The sequence below is a fragment of the Candidatus Symbiopectobacterium sp. NZEC127 genome (genome assembly GCF_025962675.1).
Lineage (GTDB): Bacteria > Pseudomonadota > Gammaproteobacteria > Enterobacterales > Enterobacteriaceae > Symbiopectobacterium.
The window spans coordinates 1985963-2006526 of the sequence record NZ_JAGFPG010000001.1; the positions used below are offsets into that span (position 1 = coordinate 1985963).

Annotated in this window: 17 protein-coding genes; 1 reads left to right on the forward strand and 16 read right to left on the reverse strand. The window is 54.6% G+C overall.

The features are described 5' to 3' along the window. Positions 1 to 109 precede the first annotated feature (109 nt). From dbpA to epsC, 12 genes are all read right to left on the reverse strand, one after another. Entirely contained in the window at positions 110 to 1492 is a 1383-nt protein-coding gene (dbpA, locus tag J5069_RS09220; RefSeq protein WP_264643519.1) for an ATP-dependent RNA helicase DbpA, read from the reverse strand. A 108-nt stretch (positions 1493 to 1600) separates the two neighbouring features. Further along, positions 1601 to 2335 (reverse strand): molybdate ABC transporter substrate-binding protein, encoded by a 735-nt coding sequence (locus J5069_RS09225; RefSeq protein ID WP_264643520.1) that lies wholly within the window; start codon positions 2333 to 2335, stop codon positions 1601 to 1603. Then, positions 2332 to 3105, reverse strand: a complete 774-nt coding sequence (locus J5069_RS09230) for an ABC transporter ATP-binding protein (protein WP_264643521.1) — start codon at positions 3103 to 3105, stop codon at positions 2332 to 2334. Before J5069_RS09230 ends, J5069_RS09225 begins: the two co-directional genes overlap by 4 nt. 4 nt (positions 3106 to 3109) lie before the next feature. Continuing rightward, entirely contained in the window at positions 3110 to 4126 is a 1017-nt protein-coding gene (locus tag J5069_RS09235; RefSeq protein ID WP_264643522.1) for a FecCD family ABC transporter permease, read from the reverse strand. After that, positions 4123 to 5187, reverse strand: coding sequence for an ABC transporter substrate-binding protein (locus J5069_RS09240; RefSeq protein WP_264643523.1), 1065 nt, complete (start codon positions 5185 to 5187; stop codon positions 4123 to 4125). Before J5069_RS09240 ends, J5069_RS09235 begins: the two co-directional genes overlap by 4 nt. A gap of 173 nt (positions 5188 to 5360) precedes the next feature. Further along, a complete protein-coding gene (locus J5069_RS09245; RefSeq protein ID WP_264643524.1) occupies positions 5361 to 6881 on the reverse strand; it encodes a cysteine desulfurase in 1521 nt (506 codons plus the stop codon). Continuing rightward, on the reverse strand, positions 6868 to 7812 hold the full coding sequence (locus tag J5069_RS09250; RefSeq protein ID WP_264643525.1) for a family 2A encapsulin nanocompartment shell protein: 945 nt from the start codon (positions 7810 to 7812) through the stop codon (positions 6868 to 6870). Before J5069_RS09250 ends, J5069_RS09245 begins: the two co-directional genes overlap by 14 nt. Positions 7813 to 7856: 44 nt before the next feature. Beyond that, positions 7857 to 9032 carry a molybdopterin-synthase adenylyltransferase MoeB gene (gene moeB, locus J5069_RS09255; RefSeq protein ID WP_264643526.1) on the reverse strand — a complete coding sequence of 392 codons (1176 nt, stop codon included), beginning with the start codon at positions 9030 to 9032 and terminating at the stop codon, positions 7857 to 7859. Further along, positions 9029 to 9319 (reverse strand): MoaD/ThiS family protein, encoded by a 291-nt coding sequence (locus tag J5069_RS09260; protein WP_264643527.1) that lies wholly within the window; start codon positions 9317 to 9319, stop codon positions 9029 to 9031. Before J5069_RS09260 ends, moeB begins: the two co-directional genes overlap by 4 nt. 66 nt (positions 9320 to 9385) lie before the next feature. Continuing rightward, on the reverse strand, positions 9386 to 9814 hold the full coding sequence (locus J5069_RS09265) for a M67 family metallopeptidase (protein ID WP_264643528.1): 429 nt from the start codon (positions 9812 to 9814) through the stop codon (positions 9386 to 9388). Further along, on the reverse strand, positions 9807 to 10712 hold the full coding sequence (locus tag J5069_RS09270) for a PLP-dependent cysteine synthase family protein (protein ID WP_264643529.1): 906 nt from the start codon (positions 10710 to 10712) through the stop codon (positions 9807 to 9809). The genes J5069_RS09265 and J5069_RS09270 overlap by 8 nt, the downstream gene beginning before the upstream one ends. 168 nt (positions 10713 to 10880) lie before the next feature. After that, positions 10881 to 11819 (reverse strand): serine O-acetyltransferase EpsC, encoded by a 939-nt coding sequence (gene epsC, locus J5069_RS09275; RefSeq protein WP_369076104.1) that lies wholly within the window; start codon positions 11817 to 11819, stop codon positions 10881 to 10883. Positions 11820 to 12064: 245 nt separating this feature from the next. Here epsC and J5069_RS09280 point away from each other — a divergent pair, with 245 nt between their 5' ends. Further along, positions 12065 to 13138 (forward strand): alginate lyase family protein, encoded by a 1074-nt coding sequence (locus J5069_RS09280; RefSeq protein WP_264643531.1) that lies wholly within the window; start codon positions 12065 to 12067, stop codon positions 13136 to 13138. Between the two features lie 7 nt (positions 13139 to 13145). Here the strand turns inward: J5069_RS09280 and xdhB are convergent, their stop codons facing one another. The 4 genes from xdhB to J5069_RS09300 form a co-directional block, all read right to left on the reverse strand. Continuing rightward, on the reverse strand, positions 13146 to 15539 hold the full coding sequence (xdhB, locus tag J5069_RS09285; RefSeq protein ID WP_264643532.1) for a xanthine dehydrogenase molybdopterin binding subunit: 2394 nt from the start codon (positions 15537 to 15539) through the stop codon (positions 13146 to 13148). After that, the gene (gene xdhA / locus J5069_RS09290) at positions 15529 to 16971 is read right to left on the reverse strand and encodes a xanthine dehydrogenase small subunit (protein WP_264643533.1); all 1443 of its coding nucleotides are present in this window, start codon (positions 16969 to 16971) and stop codon (positions 15529 to 15531) included. The genes xdhB and xdhA overlap by 11 nt, the downstream gene beginning before the upstream one ends. Then, positions 16968 to 18299, reverse strand: coding sequence for a guanine deaminase (gene guaD, locus J5069_RS09295; protein WP_264643534.1), 1332 nt, complete (start codon positions 18297 to 18299; stop codon positions 16968 to 16970). The genes xdhA and guaD overlap by 4 nt, the downstream gene beginning before the upstream one ends. A 354-nt stretch (positions 18300 to 18653) precedes the next feature. After that, entirely contained in the window at positions 18654 to 20414 is a 1761-nt protein-coding gene (locus J5069_RS09300) for an ABC transporter ATP-binding protein (RefSeq protein ID WP_264643535.1), read from the reverse strand. Positions 20415 to 20564: the final 150 nt, after the last annotated feature.

The window sequence follows — 20564 nt, forward strand, 5'->3', positions numbered from 1 at the left end:
AAACATATTTAAATGAATAATTAGACTAAATAATTAATAGCTTATAAATAATATAAAACAAAAGGTACTGGGTATCCAATAAGGGCAGGCCAAACCTGCCCTTATGCAGTTATTTCAATAACCGCGCTTTGCAGCTTTTTCCTTTGATTTTTCCTTTAAGCAGTTGCTGCAACGCACGTTTGGCGCTGGCCTTGCGAATGGCCACGTAAGCATGTACCGGGAACATATCAATTTTACCAACTTCTGCCGCCGTCAATCCCGCATCGCCGGTTAATGCCCCAAGAATATCACCGGGCCGAATCTTGGCCTTTTTGCCGCCGTCAATGCACAGCGTCATCATCTCCGGCTCAAGCATCGCTTCCGCGTTGCGCGTGAGGGAACCCGCAGACGCCCACTGCACTTTCATGCCGAGCATGTCCTCCAGCAGGTTCACACGCGCCATTTCCTGCGGTGTACACAAGCTAACCGCCACGCCTTGCTGACCGGCACGCCCGGTACGACCGATACGGTGCACATGCACTTCTGGATCGAACGCCAGTTCAAAATTGACCACCAGTTCCAGATCTTTAATATCCAGACCGCGCGCCGCCACATCGGTCGCGACCAGCACACGGCAACTGTGGTTGGCAAAGCGCACCAGCACCTGATCGCGATCGCGCTGTTCGAGATCGCCGTGCAGCGCCAGCACGCTAATACCACGCGCTTCCAGCGTTTCGAACACGCTCTGACAATCACGCTTGGTATTGCAAAACACCACGCAAGAACGGGGTTGATGATGATTCAAAACGGCCACTAACAGCGGCAAACGCTGTTGCGGGGTGGTCTCGTAGAAATGCTGTTCAATCGCAGGCGCGACTTCATCGTCTGTCACGTCCACGCGCAGCGGCTCGCGCTGAACGCGGGCGCTGATCTGTTCGATCTCCTGCGGGTAGGTGGCGGAAAACAGCAGGGTTTGTCGCTCGGGCGAGGTATAGGAGATCACGTCATCAATCGCGTCGCTAAACCCCATATCCAGCATACGATCGGCTTCATCCAGCACCAACACCTTGAGGTTGTCCAGCAACAGGGACTGTTTGCGCAGGTGTTCCTGAAGCCGTCCCGGCGTTCCCACCACAATGTGCGGCGCATGCACCAGCGAGTCAAGTTGTGGCCCCATCGGTTGGCCGCCGCACAGCGTGAGGATTTTGATATTCTGCGTAAAGCGCGCCAGACGGCGCAGTTCTTTACTGACCTGATCCGCCAGTTCACGCGTGGGGCACAGCACCAGTGCCTGCGTGGTAAAATCACTCACCACGATGCGATTCAACAAGCCAATACCAAATGCCGCCGTTTTTCCGCTGCCGGTCTTCGCTTTGGCACGCACATCCACACCGCTTAACACGGCAGGCAGCGCAGCCGCCTGAACGGGCGTCATTGCGCTATAGCCCAGTTCATCAAGATTAGATAGCTGCTCCGCAGGCAGCGCCAGAGAAGAAAAAGAAGTTGTACTCACAGTGATTGCTCTACCAACGACGACAAAGGAAAGGCACGCTGTCATCAGGCACAGCGCAGGTGAGCCGCAATCATAGCAGAATTTGTCACGATTAACCGATTTACCGCGTCAGGCCAGTGCAGTAAACCCGTTACTTACCAGAAAATCCTGTCCTTGCGGTGACAAGATGGTGTCTGCCAACAGACGAGCTTCCGACCTGACCGGGTTCAACAGTGCCAGCATGTATTCCGCGGTGATGTTGTAGGGCGCTGGCACGACCACCACGTGTAAATCCGGCTGGTTCAGCAATAGCGGCAAGTAACTGGAATAGCCGATGTGCATATCACTCAGCCCACTTCGGATCAGATAGCTCCCAGCGGTCATCCCCGGTGGGACATTGTGCGTCATTGAGCCGCCCACCAGCGGTTTGGCCCTGTCGCGCAGTAACCTGCCAGTACCAGGATGATAGTGTTCTATACGATCAAACAGTTGAAAAGCGTAATCGCCACCGGGATCGTTTCCTGGTGTTGACGTTGAGAGCACAAACCGGGCATCGCACAGTGCGGACAGCCAGTGCTGCGAGGTCAATTCCGGTACATTACGCATCGCAATGCACAGGTGATTGCGGGTAAAGACCATCGTGTGATGCGCCAGCCCCAGCGTTTTCAAGCGCAGAGGGTGAGCGCAGTTTGCCGATGCAAAGAGATCGACCTCATCCTCTTGCTCGATTTTCTCACTCAACAGCCCTGCCGGGCCGAACGTTGCCATCACCTGCAACGAATGGCTTTCAGAAAATGCAGCCAGCAGCGGTGTCAATGCGTTACGCAGGCTGCCCGCCGCATAGAGGCGTATAGGAAGGGTCATCGCGGCTCCGTTACGGTAAAGAGGGGGATCAGTGCCTGATAAGGCGACTGCGAAGGCGTCTCGAGCGTAACCTGTCGCACCGGAATACCGTACAGGCGGGTTAGATTCTGTTCTGTCACCACCGTATCGCGGCTGCCATAGAGGTAGTGTTTGTCGGCCATCAGCAACAACGCCTGCTGCGCGATCGCCAGCGCATGAGACGGGTCGTGCGTAGTGAGCAAAATACACAGCCCCTGCTCACGCGCCAACTGAGTCAGCAATTGCAGCACCTGCGCCTGATTGTGCAAATCAAGTGCGGCGGTCGGCTCATCGAGGATCAGCGTCTGGCATTCCGAAGCCAGTGCGCGCGCTATCAACACCAGTTGCCGCTGCCCGCCTGACAGCGCGCTAAAATCACGCTCGGCCAGCGTCGCGATGCCCAGCATCTCCAGCGCACGCTGCGCTGCGGCAATATCGTGCGCCGTCGGCAGGGAAAACAGCGAGATACGCCCTGCTCGCCCCATCAGTACCATATCCAGCACGCTGTAGGAGAAAGGCGGCATAAAAAGCTGCGGCACAAAACCTATTGCCCCGTCCCGTTGCACCGTCCCGGCTAACGGCGGCAGAAAACCCAGCAGCGTGTGCAGTAATGTGGTTTTTCCCCGACCATTGGCCCCCAAAATGGCGGTGATTTCCCCAGCCCGGCAGCACAGTTCGAGCGGCGGGAAAAACGGCTCTCCCGCGTGATAGCCATACGCCAGCGCCTGTGTGGATAATCTCATCAGTGACATAGCATCAACCTCTGCGCTGCCGTTGTGTTTTATACAGCAGCACGGCAAACAGCGGTGCGCCAAACAGTGCAGTAAGGATCCCCAACGGGATCTCCGCATCACTGAGCGTACGCGCCAAATCATCCACCAGCACCATAAACCCACCGCCAAGCCAGAACGATACCGGCAATAAACGTCGGTGATCGGCCCCCACCAGCATGCGCGCAACGTGGGGGATCACCAGCCCAATCCAGCCAATGCTGCCGCTCACGGCCACCTGTGCAGCCACCACCGCCGCGCACAGGCTCAGCACCAGCCAGCGCACCGGCTGCACTGCCATGCCCAGCGTGCGCGCATCCTGCTCTCCCATCGATAGCACGTTAATGTGCCAACGCAGGCGCAACAGCAGTCCTCCCGCCAGACCGAGTGGCAGCGCCAGTGTGACCAGTTTGTCCCAGTGGGCGGTGGCGAAACTCCCCAACAGCCAAAACACAATACTTGGCAGTTTTTCTTCGGTATCAGCCAGATACTGCATCAGGCTGACTAACGCACCGAAAAAGCCGCTGATAATGACACCCGCCAGTATCAGGATCAGGACATTCTGCTTGCCCAACGCGGCAGCCATCATGAACACCAGCAGCAGGGCGGCCATGCCAAACGTGAACGTCGAGAGCAGCAGAAACAGTGGTGTCCAACTCAGCAAGATCGCCAGCGTGCCGCCAAACGCCGCACCGGCAGAGACGCCAATAATGTGTGGATCAACCAGAGGGTTGCGAAACACGCCTTGCAGCGTGGCACCGCTCAGAGCTAACCCTGCTCCAGCACACAGTGCGAGTAGCACCCGAGGTAAGCGCACACTCCACACCACCTGGCGTTCAATGTCACTCAACGTCGGATTGCTGTCAGACAACGGCTCGACCAGTATCTGTACAATACGCCACGGGGAAAGGCCATAGCGCCCCAACCCCAATGAGCACAGGGCAATCAGCAAGGTCACCACCACCACGGCCAACAGCGTAATACGATAGCGTTGCGCCGTCATTGTGCTGCTGGATTTTCCGCGCGGTAATCCATACGGTAGAAGCGCTGGTAATAGTCATTCGCGGCTTTTTGCATATCCACATCGGCAAAGCGTTCCGGATAGAGCTTTTTCGCCATCCACAGTTCGCCAATGGCTAACGCTTCTGGCATCGGGTATCCCCAGGCTTTGGCGTATTCCGGCATCAGATAGACCCGATGCTGTTTCACCGCATCGATGGACTGCCAGGCCGGGTCGTTGATGATGTGCTGCACCACGTCCGGGTAGCGATCTTGCACGAAAATAACCTGTGGATTCCAGGCCAGCACATTCTCAATCGAGACCTGTTTGAAGCCTTTGATGGAGGCTGCCGCCACGTTCATGGCACCGGCGTGGGACATCATCAGACCGGTATATTTTCCTGAGCCGTAGGTGGTCAGATCGGGGTTAGCCATATAAACACGAATGCGCTTCTCTTCAGGGATAGCCGCGATGTGGGCACTGACTTTTTCCCGTTCGCTGAAGGTATAGTTGATAAGCGCTTCCGCCTGTTTCTGGCGCTCCACCACGTCACCGATCAAGCGGATGCCGGTTTTAAGCCCTTCGTTATACGCGGTATTTTCATCGCTCATGGTCGGGTTGATTTTGTCAGCCTCGCCAGGCTTGTCCTGACGCAGGGAGACAGCCACCACCGGGATACCCGCGCGTTCAATCTGCGAGATCATCTCCGGTGGTGCATAGTTGGCGACAAACACGACCTGCGGTTCGAGTTTCAGCAGGCTTTCAATATTCACCTGTGTCAGATCGCCCGGCATCGGTAAATTTGCCAACTGAGGGGCAAGGCGCAGATAGCTGTCCCCTAATTGCTTTTTCCAACTGGACAGCACGCCGACCACACTCTGTTGCGCATCCAACTGCACCAGCAGATTCAGCGTTTGATGCTGCAAGACCACCACGCGATTAACGTGATCGGGGATGGTGACGTTGCGCCCTAACTGATCGGTAACCTGACGCGCCGCCCACGCAGAGGAAAACGCCATAAGCAGCCCGACAACCCCGAGTGTGTAACCTATTTTCTTTATCATGTTGATGTCCTGGTGTTTCGATATATACAGAACAATACAACGACCGCGTTCAAGAAAATACTGATCTCGCTCATAATGCGATTTCATTACCACCAGAGAGGTAGTGCCGGAGATTCGCTAACCAGAGACCCCCGGCTTACGCCGGGGTGATGAGGGGACGTGGGTTGCGCAGGTTAGCGCGCAACCAGTTGGCTAATACTTTCTGCCAGAAAATCAATTTCTTGCGGCGTATTGTAAAAGGCCAGAGAGGGTCGTACGGTTCCTTCATGACCAAAATGACGCAAAATGGGCTGTGCACAATGGTGCCCTGAGCGAACCGCAATCCCAGCCTGACTGAGATGACGCCCAACCGCCTCATTCTCATGCCCGGCCAACACAAACGACAGTACGCTGGTCTTCTGCGCTGCGGTGCCAACCAGCGTCAAACCGGGAATGCGTGACAGCTTTTCAATGCCATATTCCAGCAGTGCATGTTCGTACTGGGCGATATTTTCGATACCGAGCGCCGTCACATAATCGATCGCCGCCCCCAGCCCGACAGCATCGGCAATATTTCCGGTGCCCGCTTCGAACTTGTTCGGCGCAGGTTGATAGCGCGTCAGTTCAAAGGTCACATCGGCGATCATGTTACCGCCCCCCTGATAGGGTTGCGCCTCGTCCCACACGTCCTGCTTGCCATACACCACGCCGATCCCGGTTGGACCGAAGATCTTGTGGCCGGAAAACACGAAAAAGTCGGCATCCAGCGCCGTGACGTTCACGGGAATATGTGAGACAGATTGCGCCCCGTCAATGGCGATACGCACGCCAAAGCGGTGTGCAATCGCCACCAGTTCCTGAATCGGCGTCACGGTTCCCAGCGCATTCGAAACGTGGGTCGCCGAAACAAACCGGGTTCTGTCGTTAAACAGACGCACGTACTCCTCGACGATCAGTTGGCCTCGTTCATCCACCGGTGCCACACGGATCACGGCACCCGTTTCCTGCGCCACCAACTGCCACGGCACAATATTGGCGTGATGCTCGAGCAGCGTGAGGATGATTTCATCCCCCGGTCGCAGTAACGGCTTCACGTAGCTGTGCGCAATCAGGTTGATGCCTTCCGTGGTGCCACGCACAAAGACAATGTTCTCGGGCCCCGGCGCGCCGAGAAAACGCGCCACTTTTTCGCGCGAGGCTTCATAGGCGTCAGTGGAGCGAGCCGCCAGCGCGTGCGCGGCTCGGTGCACGTTAGAGTTTTCATGCAGGTAGTAGTGGCTGATGCGCTCAATCACCTGACGTCGCCGCTGCGTGGTGGCAGCGTTGTCCAGCCACACCAGCGGTTTACCGTCCACCTGTTCAGACAGAATGGGAAAATCCGCACGGATACGCTCCACCGGCACCAGCCCGACACGCGCCAACGGCGCTGGCGTCCAGAGTGATGATGCGCCCGCCGTGGCGGGGGTAATCGCACTCGATGGCGCATTCGCTTGCCCCAAAGGCAGCACGCGAGGCGTATACGCGGGGTCAATATCACGCGGCACAGGAGTTCCACTGCCCAACAGCGCCAGCAGATCGCGCTCGTCTGGCAATCCGTAATCCCGCGCGGAAGGCGGCTGCCCCCAATGGTCTGACCGCGCGTCGGGCAAGCCCGGCGGTGTCAGGGCGCGGTGATTAAGCGCCGGGTTATTGAGAGTCCGGTTATTGATAGTCATAGTATTCACCCACTTCAACGTCCTCCAGCACGGCGATCGCATCATCCGCCAAAATCGCCGCAGAGCAATAAAGTGAGAGCAAGTAGGAGGCAACGCCGTTGTCATCGATGCCACGGAAGCGCACGGAGAGTCCACGCGATTGTTCGTTGGGCAACCCGGACTGATAAAGCCCCAACACGCCGCGTTTAGCCTCACCAGAGCGAATCAGCAGGATATTGGTTTTACCGCCCTTGCCTTTCGGGTTCTTTAAACCGTCAACAAACAGCTTGTCGGAAGGAATCAGCGGAATGCCGCGCCACAAGATAAAGGTGCCACCGTGCAGGTTAACGGTAACCGGCGGCACGCCGCGACGCGTGGCCTCACGCTGAAACGCGGCAATGGCACGCGGATGCGCCAGGAAGAAAGAAGGCTCTTTCCACACCTTGGCGATCAACTCATCCAGATCGTCTGGCGTTGGGCGTCCATTGCGCGTCTGAATGCGCTGCGACTCAGCGATATTATTCAATAAGCCGTAGTCGTCATTATTGATTAACTGGCTTTCCTGACGCTCTCTCAGGCTCTCAATCGCCAGCGCAATCTGTTCTGACGCCTGATCGAACGGGGAACTGTAGAGATCGGCAATCTTGGTATCGACGTTAACGATGGTGGCAATCGAGTCCAACTGATATTCACGCGGCTGCGTCTGGTATTCGATATACCCTTTCGGGATCTCGATACGGGTTGGGTCCTGGCTGCACAGCACATCCAGCGGTGTATCCCCCTCCACCACTTTGTTAACGCGATAGATGCCCGACTCCAGCCCCTTATAGTCGAGGAAACGGCTTACCCAGCGCGGCGTAATGGCGCCGAATTGCGGCGCAGTTTTGGTGACGTTAGCCAGTTGGTAGGCGGCTTCACGCCCCAATGCATTAATGACTTTTTGTTCTGCCATGATGATACCTTCGTCTTATTTGCCGGAAATAAAGGGGATGACTCTCAGTACTGAGGCAAACGGGTATCCACATCCCGCGCCCAAGCGTTAATGCCATCTTTCAAATTCAACACGCGGCCCTGATAGCCAGCGCGCTGAAGCGCACGGATGGCGAAAATACTGCGCTGCCCAATCTTGCAGAGGAAAACCGCATCCACCGCAGGATCAAATTCATCGATACGCCGCACGATTTGACCGAGCGGCATCACCTTAGCCTGAGGAAATTTCACAATCGCCCGTTCATGAGGCTCACGGATATCAATCAGTTGCACTGGCTTGTCTGATTCCAGCCACGCCTGTAGCTCCTTGGCGGTAACGCTCTCGATCGGTATTCCGTCGTTTGAGGGTTTAAGGCCGCAAAATTCCTCGTAATCGATCAGTGCGTGAATCGTTGGGTGCTCACCACACACCGGGCAACCCGGATCTTTCTCCAACCGCAGTTCACGCTGTTTCATTTGCCACACATCCAGCAGCAGTAGGCGACCAATCAGGCTATCGCTACCGCCGACAATCAGTTTGATCACCTCGGCGGCCTGAATGGTGCCGATAATGCCGGGCAGTACTCCAACCACACCGCCCTCGGCGCAGGAAGGCACCAGTCCAGGCGGTGGCGGTGCCGGGTACAGGCAGCGGTAGCACGGTCCCGCTTTGGCATAGAACACGCTGGCCTGCCCTTCGAACTGGAAAATAGAGCCGTAAACGGTGGGTTTGCCCAACAGTACGCAGGCGTCGTTGATCAGATAGCGGGTGGGATAGTTGTCGGTGCCATCCACCACAATGTCGTACTCCCGAATAATATCGAGCGCATTCTTGCTGCTCAGCGAGGTGTTGTAGGTCACCACCTGAACATCAGGGTTGATGGCTTTGATTTTGTCTTTTGCCGACGCCACCTTCGGACGGTCGATGTCCTTGGTGGTATGAATAATCTGGCGTTGCAGGTTAGAAACCTCAACGAAATCAAAATCCACAATCCCCAATGTGCCAACGCCTGCTGCGGCCAGATAGAGCGCGACCGGCGCGCCTAATCCACCGGTGCCGACCAACAGCACCTTCGCGCTTTTCAGTCGCTGCTGCCCCTCCAATCCCACTTCCGGCAGCAGTAAATGGCGGCTGTAGCGCGCAATCTCGGCGTGAGATAATTCGGTCAGGCGGTCATCGGGAATGATACTCGGTGTACTCATAGCGTTGCCTCAGAGCCACCGGCAATCGCAGGCACCAGCAACACTTCATCCCCCGGATTGATGGGCGTTGCCAGACCGCCGCTGTGTTTGATATTGGTGTCACCCACATACAGGTTGATAAAGGCGCGTAGTTCGCCTGCGTCGTCATACAGGTGCTGCTGAATATCGGGATAACGCGTTGCCAGCGCGGCAACCAGTTCCCCGACGGTGCTCCCTTCCAGACTGACTTTTCCCTGCCCCTCGGTAAAGGCGCGTAATGCGGTAGGAATCAATAATGTAGCTGCCATCGCTTTTCTCTCTCTGTCTGTTCTATCGGGTGATAACGCTGTGCATTTGCTGTTCGGCATGTCCTATCACGGCGCCGTTTGCACACGTTCTTGTTCAAAACGTTGTCGGCTCTGCGTCAACCGCCAACTGGTCAGATCCCCGGCCTGCCGTTCGGCAACCGCGACGATGATGTAGGCGTAAAACGGCAGAGCGTGCTCGCGGTCATACTCGGACGGGATGGCCGGATGATCCGGATGCGAGTGGTAAAACCCCACCACATCAACACCCTGCGCCAATGCAGTGCGCTCAGCGCGCAATGAGTCATCGGCGGTTATCACAAAGCGGTGGTATTGCTCTTCGGATTCCCGCGCATTCACGATGGGTAAAATCGCCGTAACCCGCGCATCACCGTTGGTCGAAAAATGGCCCAACAGCGCCCCGCAGCACTCATTGGGATAGGCTTTTTCACCTTCCTGGCGGATCTGGTGTGCAATTTCGGTGGTTAACTCAATCATCGGTTTCATTCCAAAAAGGGTCTGCAAGGTAGCGGGAGCCGGTATCGCACAACAGCGTTACCACCACCGCGTCGGCGGGTAAGGTGCTCGCCAGTGTAGTGGCCGCCGCAACGTTAGCGCCGGAGGAAACCCCAACAAAAATGCCCGCCCGGCGTGCCAATCGCCGCGTGGTGGCGTAGGCCTCTTCGGTGGTGACGGTGATAACGCCATCTTGCAAGGTTTCATCCAGAATGCCGGGCTTGATGCTGCTCGCCATATGCTTGGTGCCTTCAATACCGTGAAACGGCGAGGCGGGCTGAACAGCCAACGTTTGCACCAATGGGTTTTCCTGTTTGAGCCGCTGAGCAATGCCGACAAAACTGCCCGAGGTACCCATGCTGGCAATAAAATGGGTGACGCGCTGCTGCGTTTGTTGCCAGATTTCCGCCCCCGTGGTGGCAAAATGGGTCGCGGGATTGACCGGGTTGTTGTATTGGTCAGGATAGAAATAGCGCGCGGGATCGGATGCGACCTGGGCTTTAACGGCCAGATAGGCACCGTCAGATCCTTCCAGCGGATCGGTTTCCACAATCGCTGCGCCATAGTGGCGAATGATCTGTTTACGTTCTGCGCTGGTGTTCTGCGGCATATACAGCACCACCTTATAACCCAACGCCGCGCCCATCATGGCGTAAGCAATGCCGGTATTACCGCTGGTGGCATCAATAATGGTTTTTTCTGGCGTCAGTGCGCCACGCGCAATGCCATCCAGCACCATGGCTTTTGCCGCACGGTCTTTTACCGAACCACTGGGGTTCATAAATTCCGCTTTCGCCCATAGCGATACCCCAGGCGCAACGTGAGAAAATAACGGCAAGGCGATTAATGGGGTATTGCCCACCCTATCCAAAATAGTCATGATTACATCCGTATGCAGGGTGCATAATTATTATTAGAAAAATAATTTCAAAAATAATGAGCGATATAAGTAGACCCGCGACGGCTTATTCTTATTTTTCATAATCCATAACCGGATTAAATAATCATCTTCGTCGCTGATTATTATTTTGCTGCGTCTATATGCTGATTAAATGCCGTCGCCATCGCGGTACTGCGATTGCAACAGGCTGGCCTGACGTACATTGCTGTCCGGCGGTACGTCGCGCGTCAGCCAGACGTTTCCGCCAATGCTGGAGCGGGCACCAATGGTAATACGGCCTAATAGTGTGGCACCGGCGTAAATCACCACATCGTCTTCCACGATCGGATGTCGGGGATAGTTCTTTTGCAACTGGCCGTTATTGTCAGTGACAAAGCGTTTGGCACCGAGCGTGACCGCCTGATAAAGCCGCACGCGTTTGCCAATAATCGCCGTCTCGCCGATCACCACGCCCGTGCCGTGATCGATAAAAAATCCTTCGCTAATTTGTGCTCCGGGGTGGATATCAATACCGGTTTCGCCGTGCGCTTTTTCGGTCATGATGCGCGCCAACAGAGGCAACCCCAATTGATACAGTTCATGAGCCAGCCGGTAATGCATCACCGCATGAATACCGGGGTAGCACAGCAGTACTTCATCCTGGCTGCGCGCGGAAGGATCGCCCTGATAGGCGGCCTGAATATCACTGTCCAGACGTTGTCGAATCGCTGGCAAGCGCGTGGCGAACTTGCGGATGCGTTGTTCTGCGTCCTGCGCTTCGGGTGAGGTGACGCCGTGCGGCGTTGAGGTGCCTGCGAGGTAGTGCAATTCAAGCGCGGCCTCTTCCGCCAGCGCATCGAGCGCCGTGCCCAGCAGATAGCCGACGTAGTAATCTTCCCCCTCTTTACGCAGATCGGTAGCCCCCAATCGCATGGGATACAATACCTTAATCAGCGTATCGACAACGCTATGGATACTCTGTTTTGAGGGCAGTAACCGTTTATTCTGATAATCGCCCTGAGAAAAACTGTCGCGCCATTGCTGTCGCACGCGACGTAATTCATCAACAACCCCATCCAGATGCCAATGATTATTTCGTTGAGAAATAAACACTAATTCTCCTAATTCCGACATAATGTTTTTCCCCTCGAATACCTGCAATGGATTTAGACAAATTGCTTTTCTCAATTTTTATGCGTGATTCCCCAACAAAACAAATACTGTTATCGGCTTTGTATAGCCAAGAAATGGATAAACCAAACTGAACAAAAAAGCTGAATGTGAAACAGCACTAAACCTAACCTGGCACATTCCAGTATGATCGGGTGATTGAAAACCACAGGATGCTTGCTATGAATACCGTCGCATCGACGCTTTGCCGTTCTCGGCGATTTCACCGTTTGCCCTATGCTTTAGGGATACTGACCATGCTGTTGCTGCCAACCGTGCAGGCCAGCGAAGCGCTTTGCAGCAAGGTGAGCGCGCCCTCAACCAAGGCATTATTATCCACGGTCGCGCATCCACCCGCCTCCAAACCGCAAGCGATACCGATCGTGCACACGGAAGGCACCTTGCCGCATCAGGGCATCTACGATATGTCTAACGCGGCACGGCGTGATTTCAGCTATATGCGCGATCTGGCCTTAGCCTGGCAACGGACTCAGGATGCTGCGCTGCTGTCACGCTTGACGATCTATCTGGATGACTGGATGAAAACCTATCAACTGAGTTTTAACCCTATCGACGAAACCAGCTTTGACGGACTGATTGAAGCATACCGGTTGACCCACAGCGCCCTGCCGGAAGCCACGCGAGAGCGCACCCGCGCCTTCCTGCATGCAATGGCGACCGGGTATTTGCAGAAGATGGCCGAAAACCAGAACAGTGCCAAAAAAATCTGGAGCAACAACTGGCAAAGCCATCGCGTTAAGTTAGTCGCCATGAGTGCGGCGGCGATAGATGACGATGCGTTGCTGACAGAGGCCAAAGCGGCGTTTATCCGTCAGTTAGATGCCAATATTCACGCTGATGGCGAAGTGATGGATTTCACCGAACGCGACGCGTTGCACTACGTGGTCTACTCACTGGAGCCGCTGCTGCGCGCCGCCATGGCAGCGCAATTGCAAGGTGAGCACTGGATTGATCTGCAAGGCCGCCATGGGCAGAGCCTGCGTACCGCGCTGGAATGGCTGAAACCCTATGCCGACGGTGAAAAAACGCACCAAGAATTCGCCAATACCAAGGTGCGTTTCGATATCGAGCGTCGCGCAGCTGGCGTTAAAGGGTTCGATGGACAGTGGCAACCCAGCAATGCCGCGAATGTCTATTGGTCTGCCAGCGTGCTGGATCTCCGCTATCTGGAGACAGCGCGGCAGCTCAACAAGACGCCGGCGCGCTGGTTGTGGGCCATTACGCCCTGCCAGTGATGCAAGCCTACGATCGTTGCAGCGCTCGCCATACCCGTTCCGGTGTGGCGGGCAACTCAAGCAAAACGTGGGGCTGCGCGTCATCCCGGCGCGCCACCGCATCCTGCAATGCACACCAGACAGCAATACCCAGCATAAACGGCGGCTCACCCACCGCCTTGGAACGAAACACCGTGTCTACCGCGTTATCCGTGTGCGGCAACAGTTGCACGCGAAAGTCATGCGGAATATCCGCCACGGTCGGGATCTTGTAGGTGGCACCGCTATCGGTCAGCAAACGCCCTTGTGCGTTCCACACCAGTTCCTCGGTGGTAACCCACCCCATTCCTTGTACAACCCCCCCCTCTACCTGACCGATATCCAGCGCCGGATTCAGTGAAGCCCCCGCATCATGCAAAATGTCCACGCGCTTTACCTGATACTCACCGGTCAGCGTATCGACCACCACTTCGGCGCAAGCTGCACCATACACAAAGTAGTAGAAGGGTTGTCCACACCCGGCGTCACGATCGTAATGGATACCCGGCACCCGATAAAACCCCGTTGCCGACAGTGACACCTGATTGAGCCATGCCAACTGCGCGACCTGCGCAAAGGTAAAATGCTGCTCACCTGCACGCACCACGCCATTGCAAAAGGCGATATCGTCGGGAGCGCAGGAGTAAAGGCGACACAGCAAGTCGACCAGGCGCTGCCGAATGACTTCCGCTGCCTGCTGCGCGGCTTTGCCGTTCAAATCGGCACCGCTGGACGCCGCCGTCGGGGAGGTATTCGGCACCTTACTGGTATCGGTAGCGGTGACCTGAATCGACGCGCTATCAATTTGCAGCACCTGTGCCACAATCTGCGCCACCTTGGTATTCAGCCCCTGCCCCATCTCGGTTCCGCCGTGATTAACCTGCACGCTGCCATCGGTATACACCAACAGCAAGGCACCCGCCTGGTTGAGAAAGGTCGAGGTGAAAGAGATACCGAACTTGATTGGCATCAGCGCCAGCCCGCGCCGCAGCACAGGATGGTGCGCATTGAAATCCTCAATCTCGGCACGACGTTGATCGTACTGGGCGCTGCGCGTCAGCCGTTCGGTGATGTCATCCAGCAGATTCTGTCCCACCGGTTGGTGATAGTGGGTGATATTGCGCGCGTTAATACCGCCGTCGCGCGTGCCATAATAGTTGCGCTTGCGCACTTCCAGCGGGTCCAAATGTAACGTACGTGCAATGTGCTCAATCACCTGCTCGATGGCAACCATGCCCTGAGGGCCACCGAAACCGCGAAAGGCCGTGTTGGAAACGGTATGGGTGCGACAGCGATAACCGGTGATACACACATCCCCCAGATAATAGGCATTGTCAGCGTGGAACATGGCGCGATCGACAATCGATCCCGACAAATCCAGTGAGTGGCCGCAATTCGCGGCTAAATCGATCTTCACCCCGCACAAGACCCCGCGCTCATCAATGCCGACCTGATAGCGCACAAAAAAAGCGTGGCGCTTGCCGGTAATACGCATATCGTCACGCCGCGACAGGCACATTTTCGCAGGCCGTCCGGTCAGCCGCGCCGCCAGCGCGCACAAGCAGGCAACGCTCGCCCCCTGAGACTCCTTGCCGCCAAATGCGCCGCCCATACGGCGCATCTCTACCGTTACCTGACTCTGGCTGACACCTAACACCGAGGCAACCCGCTTTTGTACTTCGGTGGGGTTCTGGGTGGAGGCATGGACAGTGACCGTTTGATGCTCGCCGGGATAAACCAGTGCCGCCTGCGTTTCCAGATAAAAATGCTCTTGCCCACCGATATGAAATTCCCCCGTCAAACGCTGTGCCGCGCGGGCCAGCGCCGCATCCACATCACCACGCTGTTGCACAAAGGGGCGTTCAACGTAATGCTGCTTTTCCAGCGCTTCACGCACATCCAGTATCGGTGTCAGCACCTCGTAGTCGATGATTGCCGCCCGCGCGCCCAAGCGCGCCGCCTCACGGGATTCTGCCGCTACCACCAGCACCATCTGCCCGGCATAGTTCACTTCCTCATCGGCCAGCAACGGATCGCCCGGAGCCAGTGCCCCGATATCCGGGTTACCTGGGATCTGCTGCCGGGTCAGCACCGCCACCACGCCGGGAATGCGATAGCAGGGTTCAACATCAATCTTCAGAATGCGGGCATGGGCGTGATCGCTCAGGCGCGGGCAGAGGTGCAGCAGCCCCTCCGGTTCGGGTCGATCGTCGATGTAACGTGCTTCCCCGCTGACGTGCAGGGCGGCACTTTCGTGAATACGGCTGTGCCCAACAGCGCCAGACAGCGGCTGAGAGAATTGCGCCTGCAACGCCGTTTGGGTGAGTGTAGGCTGCAAGATGTTATGCGACTCGGTGTTATTCGACATGGTGTTATGCGACATGGTGCGTAACCTCCATGGTGACGTCTTCACCTTGTAAGCAGAAGAAGTAACGCAGCAGCAAATTCCTGGCGAGCTGCATGCGGTAATCGGCGCTGGCGCGCGCGTCACTGAGTGGTGTGAAATCCTGCGCCAGCACCTGACTGGCCGCCATAATCGTCTCCCGGTTCCAGGGCTGATGCAGCAGCGCACGCTCACAACGTTCAGCTCGCCGTGGGATCGCATCCATGCCACCGAAAGCGACGCGCGCCTGCACAATACGTCCCTGTTCGATATGCAGAGAAAAAGCGCCGAACACGATAGCGATATCGTCATCGGCCCGTTTGGATACCTTCCACGCGCGAAAGTTGTCCAGCAGCGCCCCACGCGGGATCAGGATCTCGCGAATAAATTCGCCCGGCGCTAACGCCGTTTTGCGGTAAGCCAGGAAGAATTCTCGCAACGGTATCGTGCGAAGATCGCCCCCCCGCTGTAGCAGCAACCCAGCATCCAGCGCCAACAGCATGGGAGGGGTATCGCCTATCGGTGATGCGTTGGCGATGTTGCCCCCAAGCGTAGCGCGATTACGGATCTGGCGTGATGCAAAGCGCTGCAACGCCTGAGCAAAAGCCGGGAGCGCGGCGTGTAAGCGATGTTCGCACTGAGTAATGGTTAATCCGGCACCGAGATGGATATGGTTGTCATCCGTATAGGCGTCACGCAGTGTCTCCACCTGTTCCAACGCGATCGCGGAAGGAGGAGCCGATCCGGCTTGCGCCATCTCCAACATCAGATCGGTTCCCCCCGCCAGCAAGCGCGCCTGTGGATATCGCAGATAACAGGCCGCCAACTGTTCCAGCGAGGTTGGCATAAAGCAGCGCTGCTCCTCACCGAACGGCACCTCGGTGACCTCTCTCGCCAATGCATTCAACCGTGCGACGGTATTCGCTTCCTGTCGGGTGAAACTGTCCTCTGTCGGGTGTTCGCACAACTGGCGCGCCGTGTCCATGATCGGTCGATAGCCGGTACAGCGGCATAAATTTCCTGCCAATGCCTGCTCCGCCTGCTGACGATCCCATCCTATGTGCTGTTTTTGCAGCACAAACAGCGACATCACCATACCCGGCGTACAAAAACCACATTGTGACGCATGCAGATCCACTACCGCCTGCTGCACCGGATGCAGTTCTCCCTCCTGCCGCAGATCTTCTACCGTGATGAGCTGTTTACCCTGCAATGCGCTCAATGGCGTCAGGCAGGCACTGGCAGTTTCATAACAGATACGTCCCTGCTCCACGCGGCCCACTACGACGGTGCAGGCGCCGCAGTCGCCAGAACCGCAGCCTTCTTTGGTTCCGGTGCGACGCTTACGCTGGCGCAGGTAGTGCAATACGGTCAGCGCAGGATCGCCATCCCGCTCCACGACTACGGTATCGTTGAGTAAAAAAGCGGTCATGCGGCCACCTCCTGACAGTCAGCCTGCCAAACGGGACGCCCATTGACCCAGGTGGCAACCACATTACGATCGTCACCCAGCGTCATCAGTACAAACAGCCGCTCCATAATGTCCTGACACTTGTCATCACGCAGGCGTTGTAAGGCGGTGACCGCAGGATCGATAACCACGAAATCTGCGGTTTTCCCTGCCGCAAAATTGCCGATTTCATGCTCCAGATCGAGCGCACATGCGCCTCCCAACGTGGCGTGGTAGAACGCCTCACAGGCTGACAGCCGGTACTGTTGTAACTGCCCGACTTTGTAAGCATCTCCCAACGTTTGCAGCAGACTGAACGATGTTCCCGCACCGACATCAGTACCCATGCCGATACGCACGCCCTTGTGCCAGCTCTGCTGCAAACGAAACAGCCCGCTGCCGAGAAACAGGTTAGAACTGGGGCAAAACGCCACGGCAGATTGCGTCTGGTGCAGACAATCCCACTCCGCCTCATCGAGGTGGATAGCGTGCGCAAACACGCTGCGCCGACCGGTCAACCGGTAGTGGTGATAGACATCCAGATAGTTGTCCCGATCGGGATAAAGCTCGCGTACCCAAGCCACTTCCTGCGGGTTTTCGCTCAAGTGTGTTTGCAGCCAGGTATCGGGAAATTCTTCGCGCAGGCGCTGCGCGGCACTCAGCAGCTCCGGTGACGATGTCGGCGCAAAACGTGGGGTGATGGCATAGCCCAGACGTCCACGACCGTGCCAACGCCGGATCAACGCCTGACACTGGCGATGGCTGCTTTCTGCCGTCTCAACCAGATTGTCCGGCGCGTTGCAATCCATCATCACTTTGCCCGCAATCAATCGCATCCCCAACCCTTGCGCAGCGCTAAACAGTGCCTCTACGGATTCAGGATGCACGGTGGCGAATACCATGGCGCTGGTGGTGCCGTTACTCAGCAGTTGTTGCAGGAAAAACGCGGCCATCCGGGTAGCATAGTGCATATCGCCATAGTGGCTTTCGGCAGGAAAAGTGTAACGCTCAAGCCACTCCAGCAACTGCTCACCGTAAGCACCAATAATTTCGGCCTGTGGAAAGTGAATATGGGTATCGATAAAGCCCGGCAAAATCACTTTTCCGCGATAATCGATCAGCGACCAGCCCGTTTTGACACGCGCTTCACCTTGCTGCCAGGGCACTAAATCGACGATTTTTCCCTTATCAATCAGCAATACGCCGTCTTCAATATAACGGGCATGCTCAACGATCTGCTGCGGATTCTCTGCGGGCGCGACAATATCGAAAAAAGCGCTGCGGATAGCGTAACGGTTGCATACGGTCATGCTGTTTTATCCTGAGTAATAAACGAAGGGTTATTTAATAAACAGCAATTCCCGTACCACAATAAAACCGGCCCGGTGGTCATTTATTTTTTATGATATGCAAACGGTTGCATTTTTAAGCAAACGATTACCTTGTCGGAGCCACGTTATTACACATCGCTGACGCAATAGATCTATTTCTAATAATGCACCATGAAACAGCAAAAATAGCTCCCCATGCCCTTATAAAGTGCATGGTTATGACATTTGATTTGTGTTTTATTTGTCTATTGAACAGGAGGAGAGATCTGTTCACTCAAGATTATCGGCACGTATTGCAAATACCATGAGATGATGAATTAACGGTAAACCAACTCAAGACGCGTTCCAAAGCTCTTTTTGGATATTGACCAACTCATAATATTCGCCCTTTAACCTTGAGAGCGCATCGGGCGTCCCTTGCTCTACAAGAACCCCGTTTTTCATCACAATCACTTTCTCTGCATTCTTAACGGCCCCCATTCTGTGTGTTACCGTTATGGAGGTTTTTCCTTTGGTGCTTTGATAAAAACGCTTAAAGAAATCTGCTTCAATGCGCGGATCCAGTGCGCTGGTGGGTTCATCTAAGATAACAATGCCACTGTTCGATGAATATAATGCCCTGGCAATAGCAAGCCGTTGCCATTGTCCGCCAGACAGGTCCGTCCCGGAAAACTCTTTCCCCAACAGATCGGTATAATCTACTCCTGCGGGTAATGTAAACCCTGCCTGCAAACACACACGTTCTAGCGCCTCTCTGTTACCCCCATTAGCCACATCCCCCAGGTAGATATTCTCCTCAACACTGAGCACATAATGACCAAAATCTTGAAAGATAGCAGATATATACTCGCGCCAAACGGTGATATCAATCTCATTAATATCTATACCTCCCAGAGTAATTCGCCCCGATGTCGGCGTATAGAGTCGGCATAATAATTTAACAAGAGTGCTTTTTCCCGCACCGTTCTCTCCGATTAAAGCGATATGCTCACCTTCTTTTATTTGAAAGCTGACATCACTCACGGCACATCGCTGCTCTCGATACGAAAAAGAGACATTTTCAAATATTATTGTCTTATCATCAGGTAATGTAAAATACATGGCACGCTCATCCTGACACAGGTTTTCAATGTCATAGAGTTTTCTAAAATACTCAAAACAGACGGACAGGTAAGCTAACGTATAGACCCCCCATTGACATGTCAGGCCAAAAAAAGTGATAGACTGAATGACGCCAAGTAACTCGCCTGTTGAAATTTCCCCCTGTGAAATATGGTTTGAAAACCAATACATTACCGATGAGGCGCTAACAAGATAAAGTAAGTTCCAACCTTGTGGTCTTAATATCTGTTTTTTCCTGATCTCATTTAAATCACATTCAAGCTGGTGAAAACTTTCTCGATGTTTAGACATGAAAAAATTTGACAAATTAAAAACTCTTATTTCTTTAGCTAGCGTAGTATTCAACAAAACCGAAATAAAATATTTGATTAATCGTGACGCACCACTCTTATCCGCAAAAGCGTTGAATATATCTTTTTGTGATTTTGAAACAGCAAGAGCAACCGGATATGCCGGAAACAGCAATGCAAAAGGCAGCCACCAAACAATAGTCGATATCAATAAAGACAGAGAAACTAATGTTATCGAGTCTCTGAAAACACTCACCAAGTTGACTAATAAATTCAGTGGTTTATTTGATGCTTCTCGTGACAAGGTTTCAAAATCATTGTGAATCTTTTCTGTCTCTATCACATTCAGATCATTTATTCTGGAAACGGACAACATTATCTTTTTTTGCGTTAAAAAGGTTGCTTTCTGATTCAAAACACTTTGCAGCGTGCTGACTATCGGGGCCAACACACCAGGAATAACAAAGGTCACTACCCAGGCAATAGAGGTAATAAAAATGTCAGTTTGGTTAGCATGGCCGATAAGATTCCCTAGCCTAATGCCCAACATAACACTTAATGTCGGCATAATGCCTTGAATTACGACCAAAAAAACAAATAACACTGATAGCAGTGGTGAGGATGAAAATAAAAGAAAAATCGAATAATTAAAGAGCTTATAAAACTCCACAAGCTTATTCATCACACCGCCCAGTGTTAGAAAACGTCACGCTTCATGCAGGAAGCGACTTACCATACCACTCGTAAATAACATTGCAATCAGTACGTTATGCCTAATTTTCAGAAGTATAGATGAAAAGTGCAAAGCAGACATAAGTTAAGGGTGCATTTG

Coding starts and splice junctions, on each gene's coding strand:
- J5069_RS09265 (WP_264643528.1), bottom strand. CDS start 9,814: ATGATTGAGTTAACCACCGAAATTGCACACCAGATCCGCCAGGAAGGT.
- J5069_RS09270 (WP_264643529.1), bottom strand. CDS start 10,712: ATGACTATTTTGGATAGGGTGGGCAATACCCCATTAATCGCCTTGCCG.
- J5069_RS09240 (WP_264643523.1), bottom strand. CDS start 5,187: ATGATAAAGAAAATAGGTTACACACTCGGGGTTGTCGGGCTGCTTATG.
- J5069_RS09225 (WP_264643520.1), bottom strand. CDS start 2,335: ATGACCCTTCCTATACGCCTCTATGCGGCGGGCAGCCTGCGTAACGCA.
- xdhB (WP_264643532.1), bottom strand. CDS start 15,539: ATGTCGCATAACACCATGTCGAATAACACCGAGTCGCATAACATCTTG.
- xdhA (WP_264643533.1), bottom strand. CDS start 16,971: ATGACCGCTTTTTTACTCAACGATACCGTAGTCGTGGAGCGGGATGGC.
- J5069_RS09230 (WP_264643521.1), bottom strand. CDS start 3,105: ATGTCACTGATGAGATTATCCACACAGGCGCTGGCGTATGGCTATCAC.
- J5069_RS09235 (WP_264643522.1), bottom strand. CDS start 4,126: ATGACGGCGCAACGCTATCGTATTACGCTGTTGGCCGTGGTGGTGGTG.
- J5069_RS09280 (WP_264643531.1), top strand. CDS start 12,065: ATGAATACCGTCGCATCGACGCTTTGCCGTTCTCGGCGATTTCACCGT.
- moeB (WP_264643526.1), bottom strand. CDS start 9,032: ATGAGTACACCGAGTATCATTCCCGATGACCGCCTGACCGAATTATCT.
- guaD (WP_264643534.1), bottom strand. CDS start 18,299: ATGACCGTATGCAACCGTTACGCTATCCGCAGCGCTTTTTTCGATATT.
- J5069_RS09245 (WP_264643524.1), bottom strand. CDS start 6,881: ATGACTATCAATAACCGGACTCTCAATAACCCGGCGCTTAATCACCGC.
- J5069_RS09250 (WP_264643525.1), bottom strand. CDS start 7,812: ATGGCAGAACAAAAAGTCATTAATGCATTGGGGCGTGAAGCCGCCTAC.
- J5069_RS09260 (WP_264643527.1), bottom strand. CDS start 9,319: ATGGCAGCTACATTATTGATTCCTACCGCATTACGCGCCTTTACCGAG.
- J5069_RS09300 (WP_264643535.1), bottom strand. CDS start 20,414: ATGAATAAGCTTGTGGAGTTTTATAAGCTCTTTAATTATTCGATTTTT.